We start from the raw sequence: 25,284 nt of genomic DNA on the forward strand, positions 1-25,284 counted from the left end.
GGCTCGGCTCTACCTACCCAAGCCTTATTTCTCGCTCGTGATGAGCTGCACGACGCTGGAGAAATCCAGCTTGCCGCGGCCGGCCTGGTGGTTCATCGAGTACAGGTTGCGGGCCACTTCGCCCAGCGGGATCGAGGCGCCGACGCTCATCGCCGCTTCCACCGCCAGGCCCATGTCCTTCAGCATCAGATCGCTGCCGAAGCCGCCGCTGTAGCCGCGCGAGGCCGGGGCGTTTTCCAGCACACCCGGCCACGGGTTGCACACTTCGGTGGCCCAGCTGCGGCCGGTGCTGACCGCCATCATCTGCGACAGCACCTTCGGGTCCAAGCCGTGCGCCACGCCGAGTGCGATGGCTTCACCGGTCACCGCCATGATCACGCCCAGCGCCATGTTGTTGCACAGCTTGGCGACCTGGCCGGCGCCGCTGGCGCCCACGTGGAAGATGTTCTTGCCCATCGCCTGCAGCACCGGGCGCGCGCGTTCCAGCGCGTCCTCTTCGCCACCGACGATGAAGGTCAGGGTGCCGGCCTGGGCACCGGCGGTACCGCCCGATACCGGCGCGTCGATCATCTGCAGGCCACGCGCGGCCGCGGCTTCCGAAACCTTGCGGGCGCTGGCCGGCGCGATCGTGCTGCAGTCGATGACCAGTGCGCCGGCCGGAATCGCGGCAAGAATGCCGTCCTCGCCCAGGTACACGCCTTCGACGTGGCGGCTGGCCGGCAGCATCGAGATCACCACTTCGGCGTCGACCAGGGTTTCGCGCGCCGATGCGGCTGCGCTCGCGCCGGCATCGACGGCGGCCTGCACCGCGGCCGGGACAAGATCGAACACGCGCACGGTATGGCCGTTCTTGACCAGATTGGCGGCCATCGGGCCACCCATGTTGCCCAACCCGATGAATGCAATGCGGCTCATGCAAGGCTCCTTTCAACAAGGGGAGTGCCCAGGTCGGCCAGCGGGTGTGCGGCATCGGCCCAGGGGGAAGCGAAGAAGGTGTCGGCCCACGCGGCGGTGGCCTCGGCCAGGGTGGCCGGGTTCCACTGCGGATTGCGGTCCTTGTCGATCAGCAGCGCGCGGATGCCTTCGGCGAAATCACCGTGGGCGGCGCAATGCAGGGCGACGATGTATTCCAGGCGATAGATCGCGGCCAGGTCCTGGCCGGCACTGCGGCGCTGCAGCTCGTACGACAGCCGTGCCGAACCCGGTGCACCGGCGGCGAGGGTCTTCCGTGCCGCCTGCAACCAGGCATCGTCGGTCTGCAGACCGGCAATGCGCGCCACGATGGTCTGCAGATCATCGCCTTCGCACAGCGCCTCGACCTGCGCTGCATTGGCCAGCAGCGGACCGGTCGCAGCATCACCGGCATGCGACTGCAGCAGATGCGTCAGGCGTTCGTGGTTGTGTGCGGCATCACTGGACCAGGCCACCTGCAGCAACGCATCGAACACCGCGCTGCGGCGTTCTTCAGCCACGTGCACATCGGCCAAGCCGGCGTAGATGGCATCGCCTGGATTGAGCAGTGCGCCGGTCAGGGCCAGGAACAGGCCGCCCTTGCCCGGCACGCGCGGCAGGAGCCAGCTGCCACCGACATCGGGGAACAGGCCAACAGTGATTTCCGGGAAGGCCAGCTTGGAGCGCTCGCTGACCACGCGGTGGCTGGCGCCGGACATCAGGCCGATGCCACCGCCCATCACGATGCCATGGCCCCAGCACAGGATCGGCTTGGCGTAGGTGTGGATGAGGTAATCGACGCGGTACTCGACGTCGAAGAACTCGGCGGCGTAGTCGTTCTCGCGGATGTCGCTGCGGCCGACCTCGCGGAAGGCAACCATGCTCTTGTACAGGCTGTGCAGGTCGCCGCCGGCGCAGAACGCCTTCTCACCGGCACCCTGCAGCACCACCATGGCGATGCCGTCGTCATCGGCCCAGGCATTCAGCTGCTTCAGCAACAGGTGCGCCATCGGCAGCGAGAAACCATTGAGCGTGCGCGGCGCGTTGAGCGTGGCGATGCCGATGCGCGTGCCGTTGTTGGCCACGCGCTCTTCGAACAACACCGGTGCGTCGTCGGCAGCGGTGTCGATACTCATGCGTTCTTCCACTGCGCGGCGCGCTTTTCCAGGAAGGCGGTCACGCCCTCGACCTGATCAGCGGTATCGAACAGGTCGACGAAGGCTTCGCGCTCGGCCACCAGCGCCGAGGCGTGGGTGCCGGTGCGGGTGGACTGCACCAGGGTCTTGCAGGCGGCGATGCTGGTCGGGCTCTGCTTGCCGGCCTTCTTCGCCCATTCCAGGGCCAGTGCCTTGGATTCGCCCTTGCCGACCTTTTCTTCGGCCAGGCCAATGCGCAGTGCGGTCTCGGCATTGATGCGCTCGCCCAGCAGGATCATGCGCTTGGCCCAGCCCTCGCCGACCAGGCGCGGCAGGTTCTGGGTGCCACCGGCGCACGGCAACAGGCCGACGGTGGCCTCCGGCAGCGCGACCTGGGCGTGGTCTTCGATGATGCGCAGGTCGCAGGCCAGTGCACATTCCAGGCCACCGCCCATGGCGTAGCCGTTGATCGCGGCGATCGACACACCACGGAAACCGGACAGCGCTTCGAAGGCTTCACCGAAACGGCGCGCGGCTTCACGTGCAGCGGCCTTGTCACCGGAGGCGAACTGGTTGAGGTCGGCACCGGCGGAGAAGAACTTCTCGCCGTCACCGGTGATCACCAGCGCGTAGATGTCGCGGTCTGCATTGAGCGCGCCGACCAGGTCGCGCAGCGCCGACAGACTGTGCACGGTCCAGGTGTGCGCCGGCGGGTTGTTCAGGGTGACCACGGCGGTGTGGCCATCGACCTCCAGCTTCAGGCCCACGTGCTCCTGGGTACGCCAATCCTTCATCGCAGTTCCTCTTCGGTGTTGAGCAGGTGACGGGCAACGATCACCCGCATGATCTCGTTGGTGCCTTCCAGGATCTGATGCACGCGGCAGTCACGCAGCAGGCGCTCGATCGGGTATTCGCGGATGTAGCCGTAGCCACCGTGGATCTGCAGCGCCTCGTTGCAGACGTTGAAACCGGCATCAGTGGCGAAGCGCTTGGCCATCGCGCACCACACGTTGGCGTCGCTGGCACCGGCATCGAGCTTGCGCGCGGCGGTGTGCACCATCTGCCGTGCGGCGACCAGCTGGGTGACCATGTCGGCCAGCTTGAACTGCAGCGCCTGGAATTCGGCCAACGCCTTGCCGAACTGGCGGCGCTCGCCCATGTAGCGGCGCGCGGCATCCAGCGCACCCTGCGCGGCGCCCAGCGAGCAGGCGGCGATGTTGATGCGGCCGCCATCGAGCCCCTTCATCGCCAGCTTGAAGCCGCCGCCTTCCTCTCCCAGAAGGTGGCTGACCGGCACGCGGACGTTCTCGAAGGTGATGCCGCGGGTGGGCTGGCTGTTCCAGCCCATCTTTTCTTCCTTGCGGCCGAAGCTGATGCCCGGCAGGTCCGACGGCACCGCAATCGCGCTGACACCGCCGGCACCGGCACCGCCGGTACGCGCCATCACCACCAGCAGCTCGGTGGCACCGGCGCCGGAGATGAAGGCCTTGGAACCGTTCAGCACATAGAAGTCGCCATCGCGCACGGCCGTGGTCTTCAGCGACGCCGCGTCGGAACCGGCACCCGGTTCGGTCAGGCAGTACGAGGCCAGCTTGTTGCCCGAGGACAGATCGGTGCCCCACGCATCGCGCAACGCCGGCTGGCCCCACTTGGACACCATCCACGAGGCCATGTTGTGAATGCTGATGTAGGCCGCGGTCGACGGATCGACGTTGGCGAGCTCCTCGATGACGACGGCGGCGTCCAGTCGGCTCAGACCGCTGCCGCCCACCTCCGGGTCCATGTACAGACCGCAGAAGCCCAGTTCACCGGCCTTGGCGATCGCCTCGCGCGGAAAGATGCCCTCCGCATCCCATCGCGCGGCGTGCGGCGCCAGTTCGGCCTGTGCGAAGTCGCGCGCCGCCTCGCGGTACGCCTGCTGTGCTTCTTCCAGTTCCGTCGTCATCGAGTGGCTCATGGCTGCTCCTGCCGTTACTTCAGGCTGATCGTGGTGTTGACGCCATGGCTCAGCGTTTCGTCATCGAACCAGCGCGCGGTGACCGTCTTGGTCTGGGTGTAGAACAGCACCACCTGCTTGCCGTACGGACCCAGGTCACCCAGCTTGGACGCGCGCGAGCCGGTGAACGAGAACAGCGGCACCGGCACCGGGATCGGCACGTTGATGCCGACCTGGCCGACGTCGATGTCTTCCTGGAACTTGCGTGCGGCCGCGCCGGACTGGGTGAACAGGGCGGTGCCATTGCCGTTCGGGTTGCTGTTGACCATCGCGATGGCGTCTTCCAGCGTTTCCGCTTCGAGGATGACCAGCACCGGCCCGAAGATTTCTTCCTGGTAGATGCGCATGTCGGTGGTGACACCGGCAAAGATGGTCGGGCCGACGAAGTTGCCCTTCTCGAAGCCATCCACCTGCGGCTTGCGGCCATCCAGTACCAGCTTGGCGCCCTGCTCCACGCCCGAGGCGATCAGGCCTTCCACGCGCTCGCGGGCGCTGCAGGAAATGACCGGGCCGACGTCGGTGCCGGACACGGTGCCGGCGCTGACCTTCAGGGTCTGGGCCTTGGTCACCAGGTCCTGCACCCAGTTGCGCGCTTCACCGACCAGCACCAGGGTGGAGGCGGCCATGCAGCGCTGGCCGGCCGCACCGAAGGCGGCGCCGACCATCGCGTTGAGGGTCTGTTCCTTGTTGGCGTCCGGCAGCACCACGGCGTGGTTCTTGGCGCCCATCATGCACTGCACGCGCTTGCCGGCCAGCGAGGCGCGGTTGTAGACATGGGTGCCGACGCGGGTGGAACCGACGAACGACACGGCCTTGATGTCCGGGTGGTCGCAGATCGCGTTGACCACTTCCTCGCCACCGTGGACGACGTTCAGCACGCCCTTCGGAATGCCCGCTTCCAGCGCCAGCTCGACCAGGCGCATGGTGACCATCGGGTCCTGCTCGGACGGCTTGAGGATGAAGGTGTTGCCGGTGGCAATGGCCATCGGGAACATCCACAGCGGGATCATCGCCGGGAAGTTGAAGGGGGTGATGCCGGCGCACACGCCCAGCGGCTGCATGATCGTGTAGGTATCCACGCCATTGGCCACGTTGTTGGCCAGCTCGCCCAGCTGCAGGTTGCCGATGGCGGCGGCGTGCTCGACCACTTCCAGGCCGCGGAATACATCGCCTTCGGCGTCCGGCAGGGTCTTGCCCTGTTCGGCGGTGAGGATGTGGGCCAGCTCGCTCATGTTCTCGCGGATCAGCTGCTGGTACTTCAGGAAGATGCGCGCGCGGGTACCGATGGGGGTCTTGCGCCAGGTCTTGAAGGCTTCCTTGGCGGCGGCGACGGCGGCGTCCACTTCGCCGGTGGTGGCGAACGGCACCTTGGCCAGCACGTCCTGGGTGGCCGGATTGATCACGTCCTGCCAGTGGGAAGTGGCCGATTCAACGAACTGGCCATCGATCAGCATGCGGATACGGGGCGCTGCAACAGTCATGACGACAAATCCCACGGGGTGCGAAAGATGCTTGGCATTATTCACAGCACCCACCTCGATTTCCGGGCTGAATCCGCTTAATCTGGCCAACACGCCAGACGATTCATGTTAATTCTGTGAATTATTCAGCCACACAGCGGCAACTTGGCCTGCGCCTGCTGCGGCTGCGCGAGCAGCGTGGCTACAGCCAGGTGGACCTGGCCCGCGCCTTGGGCCTATCGGCCAGCTACCTGAACCAGATCGAGCGCAACAAGCGCCCGCTCACCCCGGCCGTGCAGAAGAAGCTGGGCGAGGTATTGGGCGATGTTTCCGCACTGTTCGACGAAGATGAGCCCGCCGCGCTGCAGGAGTCATTGGGCGAGACTCTGCGCGACCTCGGCCTGGCCGATGTCAGCGCGACCGAGCTGCGCGCCTTGGCCGGCAACCTGCCGCAGGTCAGCCGCGCGTTGCTGGACCTGCACCGCCGCCACCTGGCGCTGCGTGAGCATGCCGCCGCCCTGGAGTTCCAGCTGGGTGAACCCGGCGCCGGCAGCATCCTGCCCGCCGGTGACCAGGTGCGTGAGTTCTTCAACCGCATGCACAACCACATTCCCGAGCTGGATGAGCTGGCCGAGCGCCTGTTCGCCGAGTGGGGGCTGTCGCCCGGGCACGTGGCGCCGCGCCTGCGCCAGCTGTTGGCCGACCGCCATGGCGTGCTGGTGGAAGTGGCCGCGCTGCAGGCCGGGCGCGAGAAACGCCAGTACGACGCGGGCACGCGCCGGTTGTGGCTGCCGGACTACCTGGAGCCGGGCCAGCAGGCGTTCCAGATGGCCGCCGAGCTGGCCCTGCACGGCTACCTGCCGCAGATCGATGCGGTGGTGGCACGTGCCGGCTTCACCGATGAGGCACGCATCGCGCAGGCGCGGATTGGCCTGTCGAACTATTTCGCCGGTGCGTTGGTGATGCCGTATATGCGTTTCCTGCGGGCGGCCGAAGCCAGCAGCTACGACATCGAGCTGCTGGCTCACCAGTTCGGCGTGGGCTTTGAAGCGGTCTGCCATCGGCTGAGCACGCTGGCGCGGCGCAGTGCGCCCGGCCTGCCGTTCTTTTTCATCCGCGTGGATCGCGCCGGCAACGTGTCCAAGCGCCATTCGGCCACCGATTTCCATTTCTCGCAGGTGGGTGGTTCGTGCCCGCTGTGGATCGTCTACGAGGCGTTCAACCAGCCCGGCCGCATCCTTACCCAGACCGCGCGCATGCCCGATGGCCGCCGACATTTCTGGCTGGCACGGCAGGTCAGCAGCGGGCCGGTCGGCCATGGCCAGCCACGCAAGACGTTTGCGGTAGCGCTGGGCTGCGACCTGCAGCATGCCGAGCGGCTGGTGTATTCGCTGGGGCTGGACGTGCAGAGCCCGGGCAATTCGGTTTCGATCGGGCCGGGGTGCCGGGTGTGCCCGCGGGAGGATTGCATGCAGCGCGCGTTCGCGCAGTTGCCGGGGCAGTAGGGTTGGTTCGGCAGGGCTGCGCCCTGCACCTGCTTCAATCCAAGGCAACAGCAAAAGCAACAGCGGGCTTTCCGTGGGATGGCAGGGTGGATCCGGTTGCGGGGGACGCCGTAAACCCGTCCTTGGGGGCTTGGCCGCGGCATCCATGCCGCGGACACCCCCGCAACCGGACCCACCCCGCCTTCGACAGTTTCCCGCTGCTCTTGGTGGGTGTCGACCTTGGTCGACACGCTTGATCCACACATCGCGTGGATCTACTAAACCTTTCGTGCGTAGGCTGCATCCCATTGCAATGCCTGCCCATGGAGACACCCATGCCCCTGTTGCGCTCTTGCCTGGCCCTGCTGCTCGCTGCCACCGCCACACCGGCGTGGGCGACGTTCTCCATTGCCGCCTGCAACGAGGCCGGCGACTGTGGGGTGGCGGTGGCCACGCATAACCTGGCGGTCGGCGGCGTGGGCGTGCCGTGGGCGCAGGCGAAAGTGGGTGCGGTCGCCAGCCAGTTCGAAACCAACCCGACCTATGGGTCGAAGGGTCTGGAGTTGATGGCCAAAGGCCGCACGCCTGCGCAGGTGCTGAAGCAGCTGCTGGATGAAGATGGCAACTTCGATGGCACCACGCTGGCCGAGCGCCAGGTGGGGCTGGTCAGCGCACGCGGCGGCAATGCGCAGTACACCGGCGCTACCGCGCAGCAGGCGGATTGGGCCGGTGCGCAGGGCGAGGGCATGCTGAGCGTGCAGGGCAATGGTCTGGCCGGGCGGGAGGTGCTGGCATCGATGCAACGCGTCTTCGCCACCTCACGTGGGCCGCTGGCCGCGCGCCTGCTGGCGGCGTTGGAAGCGGGTCAGGCAGCGGGTGGTCAACGCAGCGGACAGTGGTCGGCGGCGCTGCTGGTGCGTACGCCCGGCGGCGACTGGCAGGACACCGACCTGCGCGTGGACGCTGACCCACGCGCGGTCGCAAGGCTGCGCGAGCTGTACGACATGCGCCTGTCCAACGAGGCGATCATCCGCGCCGAGCAGCGCTGGGAGAAAGGCGATGTGGCAGGGGCGCGTGCGGCACTGGCGACCTCGTTGTCGCTGGCCCATGGCTGGGACCGCACCTGGGCGCGCGCTGCGCGCCTGGCGATGCGGCAGGGGGATATCGAGCTGGCCCGCGAATACCTGGCCGGCCTGCGTGCGCTCAATCCGGGCTGGGTGAAGCAGGAGCTGGCGCTGCCGTTGTATGTACCCTTGCAGGGTGATGCGGTGGTGGCGTCGTGGCGATGAGGCACCGCAGGGGTCAGATCGTGCCGACCAAGGTCGGCACCCACCAGAACAGTTCAATCGGCTGCGGCGGAGATCAGTAGATCGGCGTGACCTTCATCTGCGGCAGCGGGCGTGGTGCACCGTCGGTGAGGTCGGGGCCGAGGTCCTCCCAGCTGCGGCCCTGCTCGACCATCAACCCCCACAGCTGCTGCGAGGCCAGCCGCTTGTCTTCCGAGCCCAGCTTGTACGAGGGCGGAGACGGTTCACCGCGGGCAACCATCGCGTACGCCGCGCGGTAGGCCAGCACCTGCTGCGCCGGGTCGTCGGTTCGCGCCACTTCCAGCGTGTAACGCTGATAGGCCGACGCCAGGTTGCGCCAGCGGATCCAGTAGTGGTTCTCGAACGAGAACGAACAGAAGCGCGCACCGGCCAGGCTGCCCTTGTCAGCGATGCGGGTCAGCACCTCCTGCGGCATGTCCAGATTCATGCCACCTTCGTCGCCCTGCAGGCTGACGTGCACGATGCGGTCGCGGTAGCCCGGCGCGCGCGCCTGCAGCAGATCGCGCCAGTTCTGCATGGTCGCCACCACCGCGAACAGGAAGCGACCCAGCTCGGCGGCTGCCAGTGGTGTGGCGATCGACTGGTAGGTGCGCTGCCAGCCGTGTCGGTTTTCGGTGGGCAGGAACACGGCGTGTTCCAGCGACTGGCGGCCACTGCTGCCGTGGTTCACCTCTTCGGCGTGCTGCGGGTAGACCAGATTGATGGCGAAGGTCGGCCAGCGTGGCAACGCGGCATCGAACAGATGGATCGGGAAGTTGCTGCTGATGCCACCATCGGAGAACCAGCAGATGCGGAAGGCGGTGATCACCGGACCGCAAGCCTGCCCGGCGCTGGTCAGTCCTTCCATGCTGTCGGCCACGTTGTGCTCGGGGTCGGCCGCCGGCGCGGTCGGTTCGCAGCGACGCTCGCGCCGCGAGGGCTCGTGCAGCGGCACTGCGCTGATCAACAGCGGGAAGCTCAGGCTCATGCGCGTGGCCACCAGCACCGGCAGCTGCGGGCCCGGCGGCAGGTGGTAGTACTGCCGCCCTTCCACCTCCAACGGCGGGCCGGCCTGCGTCACCAGCCACTGCACCACGCTGGCCGGGAACAGCTGCTCGAATTCCTCGCGCAGGAACCAGAACTGCGCGCCACCCAGCGGCAGCGTACGCGGCTCGTTGTGCGACACGCAGGTGGTGATCATCTGCAGGCTGATCGCATGCGGGCTGTCCGGCTCGCCGGCATAGCGCGGCGCGTCGTGCAGGTCGGCGAAGGTGAGCGGTGCATCCAGCGGCTTGCCGGACAACTGCTGCAGGCATTCGTGCAGCCACTCGGTCAGTGCCGGCGTGCGTGCATCGCGGCCGAGTCCACTGCACAGGCCCAGCAGGTTGCGCCGCGCCACACGCGCGACCCGCAGCGCGGCACCGGCTACGCCGGCACCATATGCACACAGCAGCGACGGCAGCAGCGTGGCCGCCACGCCGCTCCAACCACCGCCCCACCAGCCCAGGCCGAGCAGCAGCGCCAACGACACCAGCACTTCCAGCGGCGCGATCTCGAACACGGCAACCGCCAGGCACAGCAGCTTGTGCGGCAGGCTGGCATTGCCGGTCAGCACCACCAGCAGCCGATAGGCCGCGCGCGCGCCGCGCGCCGGCTGGAACAGGCTGTAGATGAAGCCGCGCCGCGACAGCTGCGCCGATACCGCCGACAACCCGCCATAGCCGGCATCGCCGGGCAGGTGCTCGCCGGCCTGCTGACGGCGATCACCACACGCTGCCGCAGCCGCCACCGCCGCGGCGATGGCGCCGGCCGAAGTGCCGCCGATGCTCTTGAAGCGATACTCGCGCGCCAGCGCCAGTACCGCATTGGGGTACACGATGCCGCTGGTGATGCCGCCTTTCATGACCAGATCGCAGTACTTGTCCGCCACTGTCTTGACCCCGAGCATGCCGTCCGCCGCGTGGGTACCAGTATGGCGCAGAGGCTTCTCAGGGCCTGAGAACACCACCGCAGTCCGGACAGGAATCTGCGGCGTTCAGCCGATGGCATGCCTGCAGGCTTGACCCGCCGCGCCATCGGCGTAGCATCTGCAGCAAGCCAAGGGACAGACCCGCGGCTGCCACAACGACATGAGGGATTCTCATGGAATTCGACTATCTCGTCTTCATCGGGCGATTCGAGCCCTTCCACAACGGCCACGCCGCCGTTGCCCGCTTGGCCCTGAGCCGGGCCCGCAAGCTGATCTTCCTGGTCGGTTCTGCCGATACTCCCCGCAGCCTCCGCAATCCCTGGACCGTGGCCGAACGCGCCGTGATGATCCAGGCTGCCCTCGATGGCCACACCGACCGCCTGCTGATCCGCCCGCTGCGCGACCACCTCTACAACGAAGCGCAGTGGATCGCCAACGTGCAGCGCCAGGTGGCCGAGGCCCTGCGCAACGACGGTGCCGCCGCCGATGCAAAGGTGGGCCTGATCGGCATGGACAAGGATGCCTCCAGCTATTACCTGCGCGAATTCCCGCAGTGGCCGCTGGTGGACGTGCAGCACACCGCCACCCTGTCGGCCACCGAGCTGCGGCGCTACCTGTTCGAAGCCGGCGACGTCGACTTCCACGGCGCACTGCTGATGTTGCGTGGCAACGTGCCGGCGCCGGTGTACGACATGCTCGAAGCGTTCCGCAAGAGCGCGCCTGCCTATGGCCAGCTGGTGGCCGAGTACCGCTTCATCGAACAGTACAAGGCCGCCTGGAAGGATGCGCCCTACGCGCCCACCTTCGTCACCACCGATGCGGTGGTGGTGCATTCGGGCCACGTGCTGCTGGTGCGTCGCCGTTCGGAACCCGGCAAGGGGCTGTGGGCGCTGCCCGGCGGTTTCGTCGGTCAGGAACAGAGCCTGCTCGACAGCTGCCTGCGCGAACTGCGCGAGGAAACCCGGCTGAAGATTCCGCTGCCGGTGCTGAAGGGTTCGCTGAAGGGACAGCAGGTCTTCGACCATCCCGACCGCAGCCAGCGCGGCCGCACCATCACCCACGGTTTCCACTTCGAATTCCCGGCCGGTGACCTGCCGCCGGTGCGCGGTGGCGACGATGCCGACAAGGCCCGCTGGATACCGGTAAGCGAAGCCCTGGACATGGGCCCGCAGCTGTTCGAAGACCACCTGCACATCCTGGAGTATTTCCTCGGCCGCGGCTGACAGGCCCGGCCTCCCCACTGGCGGATAGACCGCTGGTGTCACTCGACGCGAAGGAGCTTCCGTCATGCACTACCTCGATAATCTTCTCCTCAACACCGACAGCTACAAGGCCAGCCACTGGCTGCAGTACCCGCCGGGTACCGATGCCACGTTTTTCTACGTCGAATCACGTGGCGGCCTGCACGATCGCACGGTGTTCTTCGGCCTGCAGGCGATCCTCAAGGACGCGCTGGCACGGCCGGTCACCCACGCCGATATCGACGATGCCGCTGCGGTGTTCGCCGCGCATGGCGAACCGTTCAACGAGGCCGGCTGGCGCGATATCGTCGACCGTCTCGGCGGCCATCTGCCGGTACGCATCCGCGCCGTGCCCGAGGGCAGCGTGGTGCCCACCCACCAGGCACTGATGACCATCGAATCGACCGATCCGGCCGCATTCTGGGTGCCGTCGTACCTGGAAACGCTGCTGCTGCGCGTGTGGTACCCGGTCACCGTGGCCACCATCAGCTGGCATGCACGGCAGACCATTGCCGCGTTCCTGCAGCAGACCAGCGACGATCCGCAGGGGCAGCTGCCGTTCAAGCTGCACGACTTCGGCGCGCGCGGTGTCTCGAGCCTGGAATCGGCCGCGCTGGGCGGTGCCGCGCACCTGGTCAACTTCCTCGGCACCGATACGGTCTCGGCGCTGTGCCTGGCGCGCGCGCACTATCACGCGCCGATGGCCGGCTATTCGATTCCCGCCGCCGAGCACAGCACGATCACCAGCTGGGGCCGCGAGCGCGAGGTGGACGCCTACCGCAACATGCTGCGCCAGTTCGGCAAGCCCGGTGCGATCGTAGCGGTGGTGTCGGACAGCTATGACATCTACCGCGCCATCAGCGAGCACTGGGGTACCACCCTGCGCGATGAAGTGATCGCCTCCGGTGCCACCCTGGTCATCCGCCCCGACTCGGGCGACCCGGTGGAGGTGGTTGCCGAAAGCCTGCGCCGGCTGGATGAAGCCTTCGGCCACACCCTCAACAGCAAGGGCTACCGCGTGCTCAACCACGTGCGGGTGATCCAGGGCGATGGCATCAACCCGGATACCATCCGCGCCATCCTGCAACGCATCACCGACGACGGCTACGCCGCCGACAACGTAGCCTTCGGCATGGGCGGTGCGCTGCTGCAGCGGCTGGACCGCGATACGCAGAAGTTCGCACTGAAGTGCTCGGCGGCGAGGGTCGAGGGTGAGTGGATCGACGTCTACAAGGATCCGGTCACCGATGCTGGCAAGACCAGCAAGCGCGGCCGCATGCGCCTGCTGCGCCGCCTGGACGATGGCAGCCTGCATACGGTGCCACTGCCGGCCAGCGGCGACGACACCCTGCCGGACGGCTTCGAAGACGCAATGGTGACCGTGTGGGAGAACGGCCGCCTGCTGCACGACCAGCGGCTGGACGATATCCGCACGCGGGCTGCCGCAGGGCATTGAAGGTGTTTCCGGGGTCGGATCCCGTTGCAGCGCAGCGGGCTCTGCCCCCTGCGCTCTTGACCCGCGCCACCAACAGGTCCACTTTGCACACGCCGAAGGTATCCCTCTCATCGCTCCGGCGCGGGGAGGGATTTAAACGGGAATCCGGTGAAGGCGCCTCGCGCGCCCATTCCGGAGCTGCCCCGCAGCGGTGAATGGAAACGAATCCTGCCAACAGCACTGGGCTCGCGCCTGGGAAGCGGCAGGTAGTAGGTGGGCTGCGGCCCGTGTCCATCAGCCCGAATACCGGCCCCGGCCGGGGGACACGACCGTTCCCTGACTCGACCTGGAATCTCCGCGGGGAGGTTGCCGGGGCCGTCGTCGTCCTGCGCGTGCAGGCCGCGCGGCCGCGCGCGTCCTGTTCACGGTATCCGGCCAGACCTGTTCACCCACGCGCTGATGCATGGGCCACCGCCGTTGCCGGCGGTCCATGCGGTACCTGACGATGACCGAGCTCCAACGCCCCACCCTGACCCTGCCCGCCGACGGCAAGCGCCTGCTGCTGCATTCGTGCTGCGCGCCCTGTTCGGGCGAAGTAATGGAGGCGATCACCGCCTCCGGGATCGACTACGCGATCTTCTTCTACAACCCCAACATCCATCCGGTGAAGGAATACGAACTGCGAAAGCAGGAAAACATCCGCTTCGCCGAACAGCATGGCATTCCCTTCATCGACTGCGACTACGACACCGACAACTGGTTCAGCCGTGCCCGCGGCATGGAAAACGAGCCCGAACGCGGCATCCGCTGCACGATGTGCTTCGACATGCGTTTCGAGCGCACTGCGCTGTACGCGCACGAGCACGGCTACGACACCATCAGTTCTTCGCTGGGCATCTCGCGCTGGAAGAACATGGCGCAGATCAACGATTGCGGCATCCGCGCCGCCTCGCGCTATGAAGGCCTGCAGTATTGGGACTACAACTGGCGCAAGGGCGGCGGTGCCAGCCGCATGATCGAGATCAGCAAGCGCGAGCAGTTCTACCAGCAGGAGTACTGCGGCTGCGTGTATTCACTGCGCGATGCCAACCGCCACCGCCGCGAGAACGGGCGCGAACGGATCAAGATCGGCCTGCTGTACTACGGGCAGGACGCTGAGACGCCGCAGGGCGATTGACGTGCAGGCATGGGGCGGCCACGCTGGTCGCCCCTTCTGTTGTACCGGAACTGCCATGACCGCCCTGCCCGCCGATGTCGCCCTGCTGGTGATCGACCTGCAGCCGGACTTCATGCCCGGCGGTGCGCTGGCCTGCGACCAGGGCGATGCGCTGGTGGCACCGATTGCCGATCTGCTGGCGCAGCGCCGCTACCGCACCGTGGTGGCAACACAGGACTGGCACCCGGCCGACCACGCCTCGTTCGCCAGCCAGCACCCCGGCCAACGCCCCTTCGAGACCATCCTGCTGCATGCGCAGCCGCAGACCCTGTGGCCGGACCACTGCGTGCAGGGCAGCGCCGGTGCCGCCCTGCATCCGGACGTGGACTGGACCGTGGCCGACCTGATCCTGCGCAAGGGCACGCGCCAACAGGTGGATTCATACAGCGCCTTCCGCGAGAACCATGGCCCTGACGGGGAGCGCCCGGCCACCGGCCTGGCCGGCTGGCTGCACGAACGCCGCATTCGCGAAGTGCACGTATGCGGCCTGGCCCGTGACTACTGCGTGCTGTGGAGCGCGCAGGACGCGGTGAAGTCCGGATTCCGGGTGAAGTTCCTGTGGGAGCTGACCCGGCCGGTGACCGAGGCCAACGACGCGATGGTGCGCGAGGCGCTGGGCAAGGCGGGGATCGCGATCATCTGAGTTGCCCTGTAGAGCCGAGCCATGCTCGGCTCATCCGTCAGATTCACGGCATTGGGCCGAACTGCAGCCGAGCATGGCTCGGCTCTACAGAAAGGCACCTACCGGAATACGACGGTGCGATGCCCGTTGAGCAGAATGCGGTGCTCCACGTGGCGGCGAACCGCGCGTGCCAGCACCAGCGATTCGGTATCGCTGCCCAGCCGCACCAGCTCGCGCGGCGCCATCGCGTGGTCCACGCGGGCCACATCCTGTTCGATGATCGGGCCTTCGTCCAGGTCTTCGGTGACGTAGTGCGCGGTGGCGCCGATGATCTTGACCCCGCGCGCGTGTGCCTGGTGGTACGGCTGCGCGCCCTTGAAGCTGGGCAGGAAGCTGTGGTGGATGTTGATCGCGCGTCCAGCCAGCGCGCGGCACAGCGTGGGTGACAGGATCTGCATGTAGCGCGCCAGCACCACCAGGTCGATGCGTTCGCGCTCGACCAGGTCGATGATCTGCTGCTCCTGCACCGCGCGTGTATCGGCGGTCACCGGCAGGTGGTGGAACGGCACATGGTAGGACGCCGCCAGCGGCGCGAAGTCGGCGTGGTTGGACGCCACCGCCGCGATGTCCACCTTCAGCTGGCCACTGTGGGCGCGGAACAGCAGATCGTTGAGGCAGTGGCCCTGCTTGCTGACCAGCACCAGCAGGCGCGCGCGGCGTCGGCCATCGTGCAGCTGCCAATCCATGCCGAAGCCCTCGGCGAGCGTGGCCATGGCCGCGTGCACGGTCTCCAGCGGCAGGCCGGCATCGCGGTCGAAGTGCACGCGCAGGAAGAAGCGGCCACTTTCCTCATCACCGAACTGCTGGGCGTCGAGGATGTTGCAGCCGTGGTCGAACAGCATGCCGGACACGCGGTAGACGATGCCGGTGCGGTCGGGGCAGGACAGGGTAAGAATGGAATCGGGGCGCATCGCCACAGTGTAGGGCAGCGCCCTGCCCAGCGGCCGGATGATCACGGATGCAACCGACCTGCTTGGTTCAGTCCCAAGCGATACTTTGGACTCCCCGTGGCAAGCTGGTCGGTCATGAACCTGTTGCAACTGATCCGCAGCTTCACCCGCACCGCAGAGACCGGCAGCATTGCCGCCGCGGCCCGCATCCTTGGCATCAGCGCCACCGCAGTCGGTCAGAACATCAACCGTCTGGAGGCCCACCTGGGCGTACGGTTGCTGAACCGAAGTACGCGGCAGCTGGCCCTCAGCGAGGCCGGCGCGCTGTACCTGGCGCAGGTGCGCCACATCGAAGCCGACCTGGCGCGCGCGCAGGCGATGGTCACCTCCGGTGACATCGAACCGGCGGGGCCGCTGCGCATCGCCGGCAGCAGCGCCTTCGGTCGCCACGTGCTGGCACCGTTGCTGCCTTCGCTGCAGCAACGCTACCCGCAGCTGCAGCTGGAGCTGCGCCTGACCGACCGCGCCGTGCAGCATGGTCCTGAGGCGGTGGACGCCAGCATCCGCATCGGGGCGCAGCTGGAGGACGGCGTTGTCGCACGGCAGCTGGCACGCGTGCCCTTCGTGTTCTGTGCCTCACCGGCCTACCTGAAGGCACACGGCACGCCGAAGCAGCCCTCCGAGCTGAGCGGTCATCGCGGGCTGCTGCACCGCTTCCCCACCGATGGCCGGCCGCTGCGCTGGGGCCTGCTGAAGGATGGACAGCGCGTGGACGCCGCGCTGCCGCCGAGCATGGTCTGCGATGACATCGATGCACTGGCAACGCTGGCCGCGGCCGGTGCCGGCATCACCCGGCTGGCCGCCTTCGTGGCCGAGCCGTACCTGCGCGATGGTCGCCTGCAGGCGGTGTTCGGCGCCGACACTGGATGGCGCCCGGAGCCGATGGAGGTCTATTTCTGCGTCAGCGACCGCCGCGATTTCACCGCCAAGATCCGCGCGCTGTTCGAGCACCTGCAGGCCGGCATGGCGCCGGCCTGGCGGGTGTGAACCTCAGCGCGTCTTGAACACGCCGCGCGCATCGCGCGGCTCGCAGCGCAGGTACTGCGGCGCCGGTTCCACGCTGTCGCGCAGCGCGGCGGCGGCATGCCACGGCCAGCGCGGGTCGTAGAGAATGCCGCGCGCCAAGGCCACAGCATCGGCGTGGCGATGGCGCAGGATCGATTCGGCCTGCTCGGGCTCGGTGATCATGCCCACGGCGATGACCGGCATGCGCACCTTGGCCTTGATCGCTGCTGCGAACGGTACCTGGTAGCCCGGACCGACGGTGATCTTCTGGCGCTCGTCCAGGCCGCCGCTGGAGACATGCAGGAAATTGCAGCCGCGCGCGTCCAGCACCTGGGCCAGCGCTTCGCTCTGCACCAGATCCCAACCGCCATCGACCCAGTCGCTGGCGGAAATACGCACGCCCACCGCGACCTTGTCGGACACCGCCGCACGCACCGCATCGAACACTTCCACCAGCAGGCGCAGGCGGTTCGGCAGCGAGCCACCGTAGCCATCGGTGCGGTGGTTGCTCAGCGGCGACAGGAACTGGTGCAGCAGATAACCGTGCGCGGCATGCAGCTCGATCAGCTCGAAGCCCAGGCGCTCGGCGCGCACCGCGCTGGCGGCGAAGGCGGCGATGACCTCGGCGATGCCGGCCTCATCCAGTTCCTGCGGTGCCGGGTCGGCGGCATGGAACGGCAGCGGCGACGGCGCCACGGTGGCCCAGCCACGCGCGTCATCGGCCGGCAGCTGGCCACCACCGTCCCACGGGCGGTTCACAGAGGCCTTGCGGCCGGCATGGCCCAGCTGGATGCCCAGCGGCATCGGCGACCAGCGGCGGACGCTGGCCAGCACCTGTGCCAGTGCGGCTTCGGTACCGTCGTCCCACAGGCCCAGGTCGGCCCAGCTGATGCGGCCGCGCGGTTCGACGGCGGTGGCTTCAAGGATCAGCAGGCCGGCACCGGACTGCGCCAGGTTGCCCAGATGCATGGCGTGCCAGTCGCTGGCACGGCCGTCTTCGGCGGAGTACTGGCACATCGGCGCGATGACGATGCGGTTGGACAGGGTCAGGGGGCCGAACGAGATCGGCGAAAACAGCTGGGTCACGGCGGTGATGAACGACGTAGGGGGTGCGTATTGCACCGCTGCGCGGCTCCTGGATCAACCGTCTGGATGGATCGCTGTTTCGCGCGGCCTGCTGAAGCCGAGCGTGGGCTCGGCTCTACAGAAACCAACAACCCCTTGTAGAGCCGAGCCCGCGCTCGGCTCAGCCCGCCACCCAACCGGCCAACGCCTCGGCGCAGTCCCGCTCGTCCTTGAACTGCAGCAGGTCGTCGGCACGGGTACGGCCACGATTCAGCGCCGCCACCGGCAACCCTGCCTTCGCGGCCGCCTGCACGAAGCGGAAACCGGAATAGACCATCAGCGACGAGCCCACCACCAGCACGGCGTCGGCCTGCTGCAGGTGCTCATGCACCGCCGCCACGCGTTCGCGCGGCACGTTCTCGCCGAAAAACACCACGTCCGGCTTCAGCACGCCGCCGCAATGCGGGCAGTCGGGCACCACGAACGTGGAGAAATCGGTCTCCAGGTCGGCGTCGCCATCCGGGGCGACGCCGGCCTGCAGCGCGTCCCAGCCGGGATTGGCGTCCAGCAGGCGCTGCTGGAACTCCTCGCGACCACTGCGGCGCTCGCAGCCCATGCAGCGCACCAGGTCCAGGCGGCCATGCAGGTCGATCACGTTGTGGCTGCCGGCGCGCTGGTGCAGGCCATCCACATTCTGGGTCAGCAGCACCTGCAGCTTGCCGCGGCGTTCCAGGGCGGCCAGGGCCTGGTGGGTGCCGTTGGGCCGGGCCAGGCCGAAGCGCGGCCAGCCCAGCAGGCTGCGCGCCCAGTAGCGCTGGCGGGTGGCCGCCTCGCCCATGAAGGCCTGGTAGGTCACCGGCGGCGTGCGTTTCCACTGACCGTCGGTATCGCGGTAATCGGGAATGCCCGAGGCGGTGCTGCAGCCGGCGCCGGTCAGCACGAACAGGCGCTGGGCGCGGTCGATGAAGTCGGTCAGTGGCGGGGTCATGGCTGCCAGATGGGGGCGCGGCCGTGCCCCCGCAAGCGCAGGTTCAGCCGGCGGATCAGGCCGCCGGCAGCGGCGGCACCGCGATCGGGTGGCCTTCCTCGTCCAGCGCGATCATCACGAAGTGGCCGCGGGTGCACAGCTTGCGCTCGCCGCTGTGCAGGTCTTCGGCGATCAGTTCCACCTCGACCTTCATCGAGCTGCGGCCGACTTCGACGATGCGGCCGATGGTTTCCACCATCTGGCCGATGCGGATCGGCAGCTTGAAGTCGACCTGGTCGCTGCGCGCGGTCACCACGGTACGGCGCGAGTAACGGGCGGCGGCCAGGAAGGCGGCCTTGTCCATCCAGGCCAGCGCCTGGCCACCGAACAGGGTGCCAAGGTGGTTGGTGTGATTGGGAAAGACGATTTCGGCCATGCGCACTTCGGTGGGCGGCACGGTCTCGGCGATCGGGGTCATGGGGGTGCTTCGGTGTGGGGTGCTGCGGATTCTAAGCGACCGGCGTGATGGCCATCGGAATGCACGTGCAACGGTCACCCGGCAGCGGTGCCCGCGCAGGCCGCGCCTGCGGCAGGCGTTACACTGCGCCACGCCCACTGCCAGGACCGCCCATGCCCGCCACTTCCGACCTGCTGGCCTTTGCGCTGGTTTCGCTGGCCATGGTGCTCACCCCTGGGCCGAACATGATCTACGTCATCTCGCGCTCGATCTGCCAGGGGCCGATGGCCGGCCTGATCTCGCTGGGCGGAGTGGCGCTGGGCTTCGTGTTCTACATGCTGTGTGCGGCACTGGGCATCACCGCCCTGCTGATGACTGTGCCGTTCGCCTACGACGCGCTGCGCATCGGTGGCGCGCTGTACCTGCTGTACCTGGCCTGGCAGGCACTCAAGCCCGGCGGCCGTTCGCCGTTTGCAGTGCGTGACCTGCCGCAGGACAGCCCGCGCAAGTTGTTCACCATGGGCTTCCTGACCAATCTGCTGAACCCGAAAGTGGCGGTGATGTACCTGTCGCTGCTGCCGCAGTTCCTGCACCCGGACAGCGAAGGCAGCGTGCTGATGCAATCGATCGTGCTGGGCTCCACCCAGATTCTGGTCAGTGTCAGCGTGAACGGCGTGATCGCGCTGACCGCCGGCAGCATCGCCGGCTTCCTGGCCGTGCGCCCCACCTGGCAGATGGTGCAGCGCTGGTTGATGGGCACGGTGCTGGCCGGGCTGGCAGTGCGCATGGCGGTGGAAGGGCGGCGCTGATCGTAGCGTCGAGCTTGCTCGACTGCTTTGCGCGAACGGCAGTCGAGCAAGCTCGACGCTACAAAGGCCCGCGTGCAGCATGACGGCCGGTAGCACCAGGCAGGCTCCGCCGGGCATGACCCGGCGCTAGCAACAAAAAACCCCGGCGTTGGCCGGGGTTTTTCGTTGCGACAGGCCTGACCGGTTCGATCAGAAGTTCATGTCGAAGGCGACTTCGCCCTGCACGCCGACCTGATAGGCCGAGACGCGGCGTTCGAAGAAGTTGGTCAGTTCCTGCACGTCCTGCAGTTCCATGAACGGCAGCGGGTTGCGCACGTTGTACTTCTTTTCCATGCCCAGCTTGGCGAAGTGCTGGTCGGCGCAATGCTGCAGGTACTGGCGCATGTCGCGGGTCGAGATGCCGGCCACGCCGCCGGACAGAACGTCCTCGGCGAACTGCACTTCGCATTCGATGGCTTCGGCCAGCATGTCGTAGACCTGCTGCTTCATCTCGTCATCGAACAGGTCCGGCTCTTCCTCACGCACCACGCGCACCGATTCGAACGCGAACTCCATGTGCGCGCTCTCGTCGCGGAACACCCAGTTGGTGCCCGAGGCCAGGCCCGGCAGCAGGCCGCGCGAACGGAAGTAGTACACGTAGGCAAACGCCGCGAAGAAGAACAGGCCTTCGATGCAGGCGGCAAAGCAGATCTGGTTGAGCAGGAACTGGCGACGCTCGGCACGGGTCTCGATGCGCTTCAGGTCCTGGATCGAGTCGATCCACTTGAAGCAGAAATCGGCCTTCTTCTTGATCGAGTCGATGTTCTCTACCGCGGCGAAGGCTTTGACGCGCTCTTCCGGATCCGGCAGGTAGTTGTCGAGCAGGGTCAGGTAGAACTGCACGTGCAGCGCTTCTTCATACAGCTGGCGCGACAGGTACATGCGCGCTTCGGGCGCGTTCAAGTGCTGGTACAGGTTCAGCACCAGGTTGTTGGACACGATCGAGTCGCCGGTGGCGAAGAACGCGACCAGGCGGTGGATCAGGTGACGCTCACCCGGCGACATCTTGCTGTGCAGGTCGGTGATGTCGATCTGGAAGTTGATCTCTTCCACCGTCCAGGTGTTCTTGATCGCGTTCCGGTACATGTCATAGAACTGCGGGTAGCGCATCGGGCGCAGGGTCAGTTCAAAACCGGGATCGAGCAGCATCTGCTTGGGCTTGTCGGCCATGGGTGTTTCCTTGAATTCCTGGGTGAGCCGCCGGGCATGGCCCGGCGCTACCGTGGGTGTTTTTCCGCAGCCGAGCATGGCTCGGCTCTACAGGTGCGAGGTGTTCGAGTGCCGACCAACGGTCGGCACCCACCGCGCGGTGTCTTACTGGCAGGCCTCGCAGGCTTCCGGGTTTTCCAGCGAGCAGGCGATGGCTTCGTCCGGGCTGAACACCTTGGCCGGCGCGGCAGCGCTCACCGTGGTCTTGGCGATCTTGGTGGCCGGGCGCGAACGCAGGTAGTAGGTGGTCTTGATGCCCTGCTTCCAGGCGTACATGTACATGGAGGACATCGCGCCGATGTTCGGGCTTTCCATGAACAGGTTGAGCGAGGCCGACTGGTCGATGAAGGCGCCGCGCTCGGCGGCCATGTCGATCAGCGAACGCATCGGCAGCTCCCACGCGGTGCGGTAGACCTCGCGCAGCGTTTCCGGAATCTGCGCCACGCCGGCGATGGAACCTTCGGCCAGCTTGATGGCGTCGCGCATGTCGGCAGTCCACAGGCCCAGCTTCTTCAGCTCGTTCACCAGGTAACGGTTGACCTGCAGGAAGTCACCGGACAGGGTCTCGCGCTTGAACAGGTTGGACACCTGCGGCTCGACGCACTCGTAGCAACCGGCGATCGAGGCGATGGTCGCGGTCGGTGCAATCGCGATCATCAGCGAGTTGCGCAGGCCGTGTTCCTTGATGCGGGCGCGCAGGGCATCCCAGCGTGCAGTGTCTTCCGGCACCACGTTCCAGGCGTCGAACTGCAGTTCACCGCTGGCGGCACGGGTGTCGTTGAACGACGGGTGCTTGCCGCGTTCCTGGGCCAGCTCGCAGGAGGTTTCCAGCGCGTGGAAGTAGATCGCTTCGGCGATCTTCTTCGACAGGGCGCGGGCCTCGGCGCTGTCGAACGGCAGGCGCTTGCGGAAGAACACGTCCTGCAGGCCCATGCAGCCCAGGCCGACCGGACGCCAGCGCAGGTTGGCGCGGCGGGCGGTTTCGATCGGGTAGAAGTTCAGGTCGATGACGCGGTCGAGCTGGCGCACGGCCAGGCGCACGGTCTCGGCCAACTTGTCGAAGTCGAACTCGTTGTGCTCGTCGAAGTGGTTGCCCAGGTTGATCGAACCCAGGTTGCACACCGCGGTTTCATCGTTGGAGGTGACTTCCAGGATTTCCGTGCACAGGTTGGACAGGTGGATCACGTTGCCCGGACGCAGGGTCTGGTTGCTGGCGCGGTTGCACTTGTCCTTGAAGGTCATCCAGCCGTTGCCGGTCTCGGCCAGCGTACGCATCATGCGGGCGTAAAGCTTGCGGGCGGAGATGGTGCGGTTGGCCTTGCCCTGGGCTTCGGCCTGCAGGTAGGCGGCCTCGAAGGCTTCGCCGAACAGGTCGGTGAACTCCGGCACGACGCGCGGATCGAACAGCGACCATTCCTGGTCGGCCTCGACACGCTTCATGAACAGGTCCGGCACCCAGTTGGCCAGGTTCAGGTTGTGCGCACGGCGGGCTTCGTCACCAGTGTTGTCGCGCAGCTCGAGGAAGTCCTCGATGTCGGCGTGCCAGGTTTCCAGGTACACGCAGGCCGCGCCCTTGCGCTTGCCGCCCTGGTTCACCGCGGCCACGGACGAATCCATGGTCTTCAGCCACGGCACGATGCCGTTGGAGTGGCCGTTGGTCGACTTGATGAGCGAGCCACGCGAACGCACGCGGGTGTAGCTGACGCCGATACCGCCGGAGAACTTCGACAGCTGGGCGATGTCGCCGTACTTGGAATAGATCGACTCCAGCGAATCCTGCGGCGAATCCAGCAGGAAGCACGAGGACAGCTGCTCGTGGGTGGTGCCGGAGTTGAACAGGGTCGGGCTGGACGGCAGGTAGTCCAGGTTGCCCATGCGCTTGTACAGCGCCAGGGTCTCGGACACGTCCTCGCTCAGCGCGCTGGCGATGCGCAGGAAGAACTGCTGCGGGGTCTCGATCACCTTGCGGGTGTGCGGGTGGCGCAGCAGGTAGCGGTCGTACAGGGTACGCAGGCCGAAGTAATCGAAGTTCAGGTCCAGCGAGATGTCGATGGCATCGTTGAGCTTGCGTGCGTTGGTCTGCACGAAGTTCAGCAGGCGGTCGTTGATCAGGCCGACCTCATGGCCACGGCTGACCGACTGCGAGAAGGCATAGATTTCCTGGCCGGAGACTTCCTTGGCGATGTAGTTGGCCAGCAGGCGCGCGGCGAGGCGGCCGTACTCGGGCTCTTCACCGATCAGCAGGGCGGCGGTGCGGATGGACAGTTCGTCCAGCTCGCGGGTGGTGGCGCCGTTGTACAGGCCGGAAATGGTGCGGGTGGCCACGCGCATCGGATCGACGGCGTGCAGGCCTTCGGAGGAACGCTGCACCGCGCGCACGATCTTGTTCAGGTCAACCAGTTCGGTGGTCCCGTTGCGCTTGGTCACACTCATCGCGTTGGCCGTCGGCGGCGACGTCAACAGGAATTCGCTTTCCTTCTCGATGGTGGCGCTGGATTCGGTGCTCACGGCGTATGTCCTCTTGGCGTGATTTGGGGGTGCTCGATGCATCGGGGTGACGCAGCCCGGGACATGACGGCCCAGGATGGCAGGACGGCGTCGCAGGGGATGAGACCCTGCGCCTGCCACTGCCGTTGACGACCGCGGATGGGAACCCCGGGCAACCCCTGGAATTGGGGTTGCTGCGACCGACGGCCACAAGATAGTGGGGGTAAAGGGGTCCGTCAACGCCAAATGTAGTGAAATTCGGCAATCCCTTGCGCCGCAAGGATCGTGCCATCGGCGCCAGGATCAGACGCTTCAGACCTGCCGGAACGGGCTGCGCAGTCAAGCCCGAAAGGCGTCATTGCGGTGGTACAACGCACCGCGAAAACGGAACAATGACAGCTTCACATGACAGTGATGAAACTGGCTAGGGACAACCCTGTGGATAGGTGGTGGGCAGCCGGTGGGAATCCGGTGGACGGGTGACTTCCGGCCGGTGACGCGCTCGGACGGGCGGCGGATGCTGGCCGCTCGCTCCCGGAAAAGGACGCTCCGATGCACCTGCGGTTGCCCGCGCTGGCCATGCTGCCTGCCCTGTTCATTGCCCCGGCGCTGGCCGCCGAAGGGCCGGACCTGCGTTCGGACCAGTGCGGCATCCATACCGACTATGACGTGCTGGTGGACAGCGGCGGCATCTGGCTGCGGCATGGCCCGCTGGCGCCGCATGAAGTGGTGTTCCACGACGGCGAGCTGAGCCTGGACGGCAGGATGGTCACGGTCAGCGCCGCAGACGCCGCCCGCCTGCGGCAGATGGAGGCCGGTGCGCGCCAGCTGATGCCGGCGGCCACCGCGCTGGCCCACGAAGTCTCCGGGGTCACCTTCGATGCGTTGGACGCCGCCTTCGAGGCCATCACCGGCACGTCCCGCAATCGCCAGATGCGTGCGATGCGCGGCGAGATGCAGGACTGGATCGACGCCAGCCTGGGCCGCGGCTACTGGGAACAGGACGCCTTCGGCGACGGCTTCGACGCGCACATCGAGCAGATGGCCGAGACGATGGCCGGGTCGATGACCCGCAGCGTGCTGTGGCAGGTGTTCACCGGCCGCGCCGGCGCCATGGAGCGCCGCGCCGACCGCCTCGATGCCGAAGTCGACCGCCGCATGGAAGCGCGCAGCCAGCAGCTGGAAGCCAAAGCAATGGCCCTGTGCCCGCTGGTGCAGTCACTGGCGCAGGCCCACGATGCACTGGAAGTGCGCTACCAGGGACAGCCGCTGCGGCTGCTGGAGCGCGGCGAGAGCGTACGGGTGGAGCACGGCAGCGGTTCGGGCCTGCATGTGTCGGCAGGGCCGGATGAGCGGCCGCGCGGGAATGTCGTTGCACCCTCCCGATAACTGCGCGGCGCTGCTGTAGAGCCGAGCCCA

The 25,284-nt window shown here is 67.0% G+C and carries 21 protein-coding genes and 1 riboswitch; of the genes, 9 read left to right on the forward strand and 12 right to left on the reverse strand.

Annotation, left to right across the window (positions count from 1 at the left end):
• Positions 1 to 24 precede the first annotated feature (24 nt).
• The 5 genes from mmsB to N5J73_RS08245 are packed head-to-tail and all read right to left on the reverse strand — an operon-like array spanning position 25 to position 5,564.
• Positions 25 to 915 carry a 3-hydroxyisobutyrate dehydrogenase gene (gene mmsB / locus N5J73_RS08225; RefSeq protein WP_049448195.1) on the reverse strand — a complete coding sequence of 297 codons (891 nt, stop codon included), beginning with the start codon at positions 913 to 915 and terminating at the stop codon, positions 25 to 27.
• Complete coding sequence (locus N5J73_RS08230) at positions 912 to 2,087, reverse strand: enoyl-CoA hydratase/isomerase family protein (protein WP_049448192.1); 1,176 nt, start codon at positions 2,085 to 2,087, stop codon at positions 912 to 914. The genes mmsB and N5J73_RS08230 overlap by 4 nt, the downstream gene beginning before the upstream one ends.
• Positions 2,084 to 2,881 (reverse strand): enoyl-CoA hydratase, encoded by a 798-nt coding sequence (locus tag N5J73_RS08235; RefSeq protein WP_049448190.1) that lies wholly within the window; start codon positions 2,879 to 2,881, stop codon positions 2,084 to 2,086. Before N5J73_RS08235 ends, N5J73_RS08230 begins: the two co-directional genes overlap by 4 nt.
• Entirely contained in the window at positions 2,878 to 4,044 is a 1,167-nt protein-coding gene (locus N5J73_RS08240; RefSeq protein ID WP_049448188.1) for an acyl-CoA dehydrogenase family protein, read from the reverse strand. Before N5J73_RS08240 ends, N5J73_RS08235 begins: the two co-directional genes overlap by 4 nt.
• Positions 4,045 to 4,058: 14 nt before the next feature.
• Positions 4,059 to 5,564 (reverse strand): CoA-acylating methylmalonate-semialdehyde dehydrogenase, encoded by a 1,506-nt coding sequence (locus N5J73_RS08245; RefSeq protein ID WP_049448187.1) that lies wholly within the window; start codon positions 5,562 to 5,564, stop codon positions 4,059 to 4,061.
• Positions 5,565 to 5,680: 116 nt separating this feature from the next.
• On the opposite strand from N5J73_RS08245, the gene N5J73_RS08250 reads away from it, so the two are divergent.
• Both N5J73_RS08250 and N5J73_RS08255 read left to right on the forward strand, forming a co-directional pair.
• Positions 5,681 to 7,048 (forward strand): short-chain fatty acyl-CoA regulator family protein, encoded by a 1,368-nt coding sequence (locus N5J73_RS08250; RefSeq protein ID WP_049448184.1) that lies wholly within the window; start codon positions 5,681 to 5,683, stop codon positions 7,046 to 7,048.
• 314 nt (positions 7,049 to 7,362) lie between these two features.
• Positions 7,363 to 8,316 (forward strand): DUF1028 domain-containing protein, encoded by a 954-nt coding sequence (locus N5J73_RS08255; protein WP_049443627.1) that lies wholly within the window; start codon positions 7,363 to 7,365, stop codon positions 8,314 to 8,316.
• Positions 8,317 to 8,389: 73 nt separating this feature from the next.
• On the opposite strand, the gene N5J73_RS08260 is transcribed toward N5J73_RS08255, so the two are convergent.
• Positions 8,390 to 10,282: a patatin-like phospholipase family protein gene (locus tag N5J73_RS08260; RefSeq protein ID WP_049443629.1), complete on the reverse strand. Its 1,893-nt coding sequence runs from the start codon at positions 10,280 to 10,282 to the stop codon at positions 8,390 to 8,392.
• Positions 10,283 to 10,470: 188 nt separating this feature from the next.
• Here N5J73_RS08260 and N5J73_RS08265 point away from each other — a divergent pair, with 188 nt between their 5' ends.
• The 4 genes from N5J73_RS08265 to pncA all read left to right on the forward strand — a co-directional run bounded on the left by N5J73_RS08265 (position 10,471) and on the right by pncA (position 14,838).
• Positions 10,471 to 11,526: a bifunctional nicotinamide-nucleotide adenylyltransferase/Nudix hydroxylase gene (locus N5J73_RS08265; RefSeq protein WP_086016255.1), complete on the forward strand. Its 1,056-nt coding sequence runs from the start codon at positions 10,471 to 10,473 to the stop codon at positions 11,524 to 11,526.
• Between the two features lie 64 nt (positions 11,527 to 11,590).
• The gene (locus tag N5J73_RS08270) at positions 11,591 to 13,000 is read left to right on the forward strand and encodes a nicotinate phosphoribosyltransferase (RefSeq protein ID WP_049443631.1); all 1,410 of its coding nucleotides are present in this window, start codon (positions 11,591 to 11,593) and stop codon (positions 12,998 to 13,000) included.
• Between the two features lie 79 nt (positions 13,001 to 13,079).
• A riboswitch (cobalamin riboswitch) is annotated at positions 13,080 to 13,309 on the forward strand.
• A 175-nt stretch (positions 13,310 to 13,484) separates the two neighbouring features.
• Entirely contained in the window at positions 13,485 to 14,156 is a 672-nt protein-coding gene (locus tag N5J73_RS08275; RefSeq protein WP_049443633.1) for an epoxyqueuosine reductase QueH, read from the forward strand.
• 55 nt (positions 14,157 to 14,211) lie between these two features.
• Positions 14,212 to 14,838 (forward strand): bifunctional nicotinamidase/pyrazinamidase, encoded by a 627-nt coding sequence (gene pncA / locus N5J73_RS08280; RefSeq protein ID WP_049443635.1) that lies wholly within the window; start codon positions 14,212 to 14,214, stop codon positions 14,836 to 14,838.
• A 98-nt stretch (positions 14,839 to 14,936) separates the two neighbouring features.
• On the opposite strand, the gene purU is transcribed toward pncA, so the two are convergent.
• Positions 14,937 to 15,788 (reverse strand): formyltetrahydrofolate deformylase, encoded by an 852-nt coding sequence (purU, locus tag N5J73_RS08285; RefSeq protein WP_049443651.1) that lies wholly within the window; start codon positions 15,786 to 15,788, stop codon positions 14,937 to 14,939.
• A gap of 114 nt (positions 15,789 to 15,902) precedes the next feature.
• Here purU and N5J73_RS08290 point away from each other — a divergent pair, with 114 nt between their 5' ends.
• Positions 15,903 to 16,814 (forward strand): LysR family transcriptional regulator, encoded by a 912-nt coding sequence (locus N5J73_RS08290; RefSeq protein ID WP_049443637.1) that lies wholly within the window; start codon positions 15,903 to 15,905, stop codon positions 16,812 to 16,814.
• Positions 16,815 to 16,817: 3 nt separating this feature from the next.
• Here the strand turns inward: N5J73_RS08290 and N5J73_RS08295 are convergent, their stop codons facing one another.
• The 3 genes from N5J73_RS08295 to N5J73_RS08305 all read right to left on the reverse strand — a co-directional run bounded on the left by N5J73_RS08295 (position 16,818) and on the right by N5J73_RS08305 (position 19,342).
• The gene (locus N5J73_RS08295) at positions 16,818 to 17,918 is read right to left on the reverse strand and encodes an NADH:flavin oxidoreductase/NADH oxidase (RefSeq protein WP_080354786.1); all 1,101 of its coding nucleotides are present in this window, start codon (positions 17,916 to 17,918) and stop codon (positions 16,818 to 16,820) included.
• A 160-nt stretch (positions 17,919 to 18,078) separates the two neighbouring features.
• The gene (locus N5J73_RS08300) at positions 18,079 to 18,885 is read right to left on the reverse strand and encodes an NAD-dependent protein deacetylase (protein WP_049443639.1); all 807 of its coding nucleotides are present in this window, start codon (positions 18,883 to 18,885) and stop codon (positions 18,079 to 18,081) included.
• 55 nt (positions 18,886 to 18,940) lie between these two features.
• Complete coding sequence (locus N5J73_RS08305; protein WP_049443640.1) at positions 18,941 to 19,342, reverse strand: acyl-CoA thioesterase; 402 nt, start codon at positions 19,340 to 19,342, stop codon at positions 18,941 to 18,943.
• A 152-nt stretch (positions 19,343 to 19,494) separates the two neighbouring features.
• On the opposite strand from N5J73_RS08305, the gene N5J73_RS08310 reads away from it, so the two are divergent.
• Entirely contained in the window at positions 19,495 to 20,130 is a 636-nt protein-coding gene (locus N5J73_RS08310; protein ID WP_049443642.1) for a LysE family translocator, read from the forward strand.
• A gap of 189 nt (positions 20,131 to 20,319) precedes the next feature.
• On the opposite strand, the gene N5J73_RS08315 is transcribed toward N5J73_RS08310, so the two are convergent.
• On the reverse strand, positions 20,320 to 21,339 hold the full coding sequence (locus N5J73_RS08315) for a ribonucleotide-diphosphate reductase subunit beta (protein WP_008264781.1): 1,020 nt from the start codon (positions 21,337 to 21,339) through the stop codon (positions 20,320 to 20,322).
• A 144-nt stretch (positions 21,340 to 21,483) separates the two neighbouring features.
• On the reverse strand, positions 21,484 to 23,886 hold the full coding sequence (locus N5J73_RS08320) for a ribonucleoside-diphosphate reductase subunit alpha (RefSeq protein ID WP_049443643.1): 2,403 nt from the start codon (positions 23,884 to 23,886) through the stop codon (positions 21,484 to 21,486).
• Between the two features lie 531 nt (positions 23,887 to 24,417).
• On the opposite strand from N5J73_RS08320, the gene N5J73_RS08325 reads away from it, so the two are divergent.
• A complete protein-coding gene (locus tag N5J73_RS08325) occupies positions 24,418 to 25,254 on the forward strand; it encodes a DUF2884 family protein (protein ID WP_049443644.1) in 837 nt (278 codons plus the stop codon).
• Positions 25,255 to 25,284 lie beyond the last annotated feature (30 nt).

Origin of the sequence: Stenotrophomonas sp. GD03654 (genome assembly GCF_029845105.1) — a bacterium.
GTDB lineage: Bacteria > Pseudomonadota > Gammaproteobacteria > Xanthomonadales > Xanthomonadaceae > Stenotrophomonas > Stenotrophomonas africana.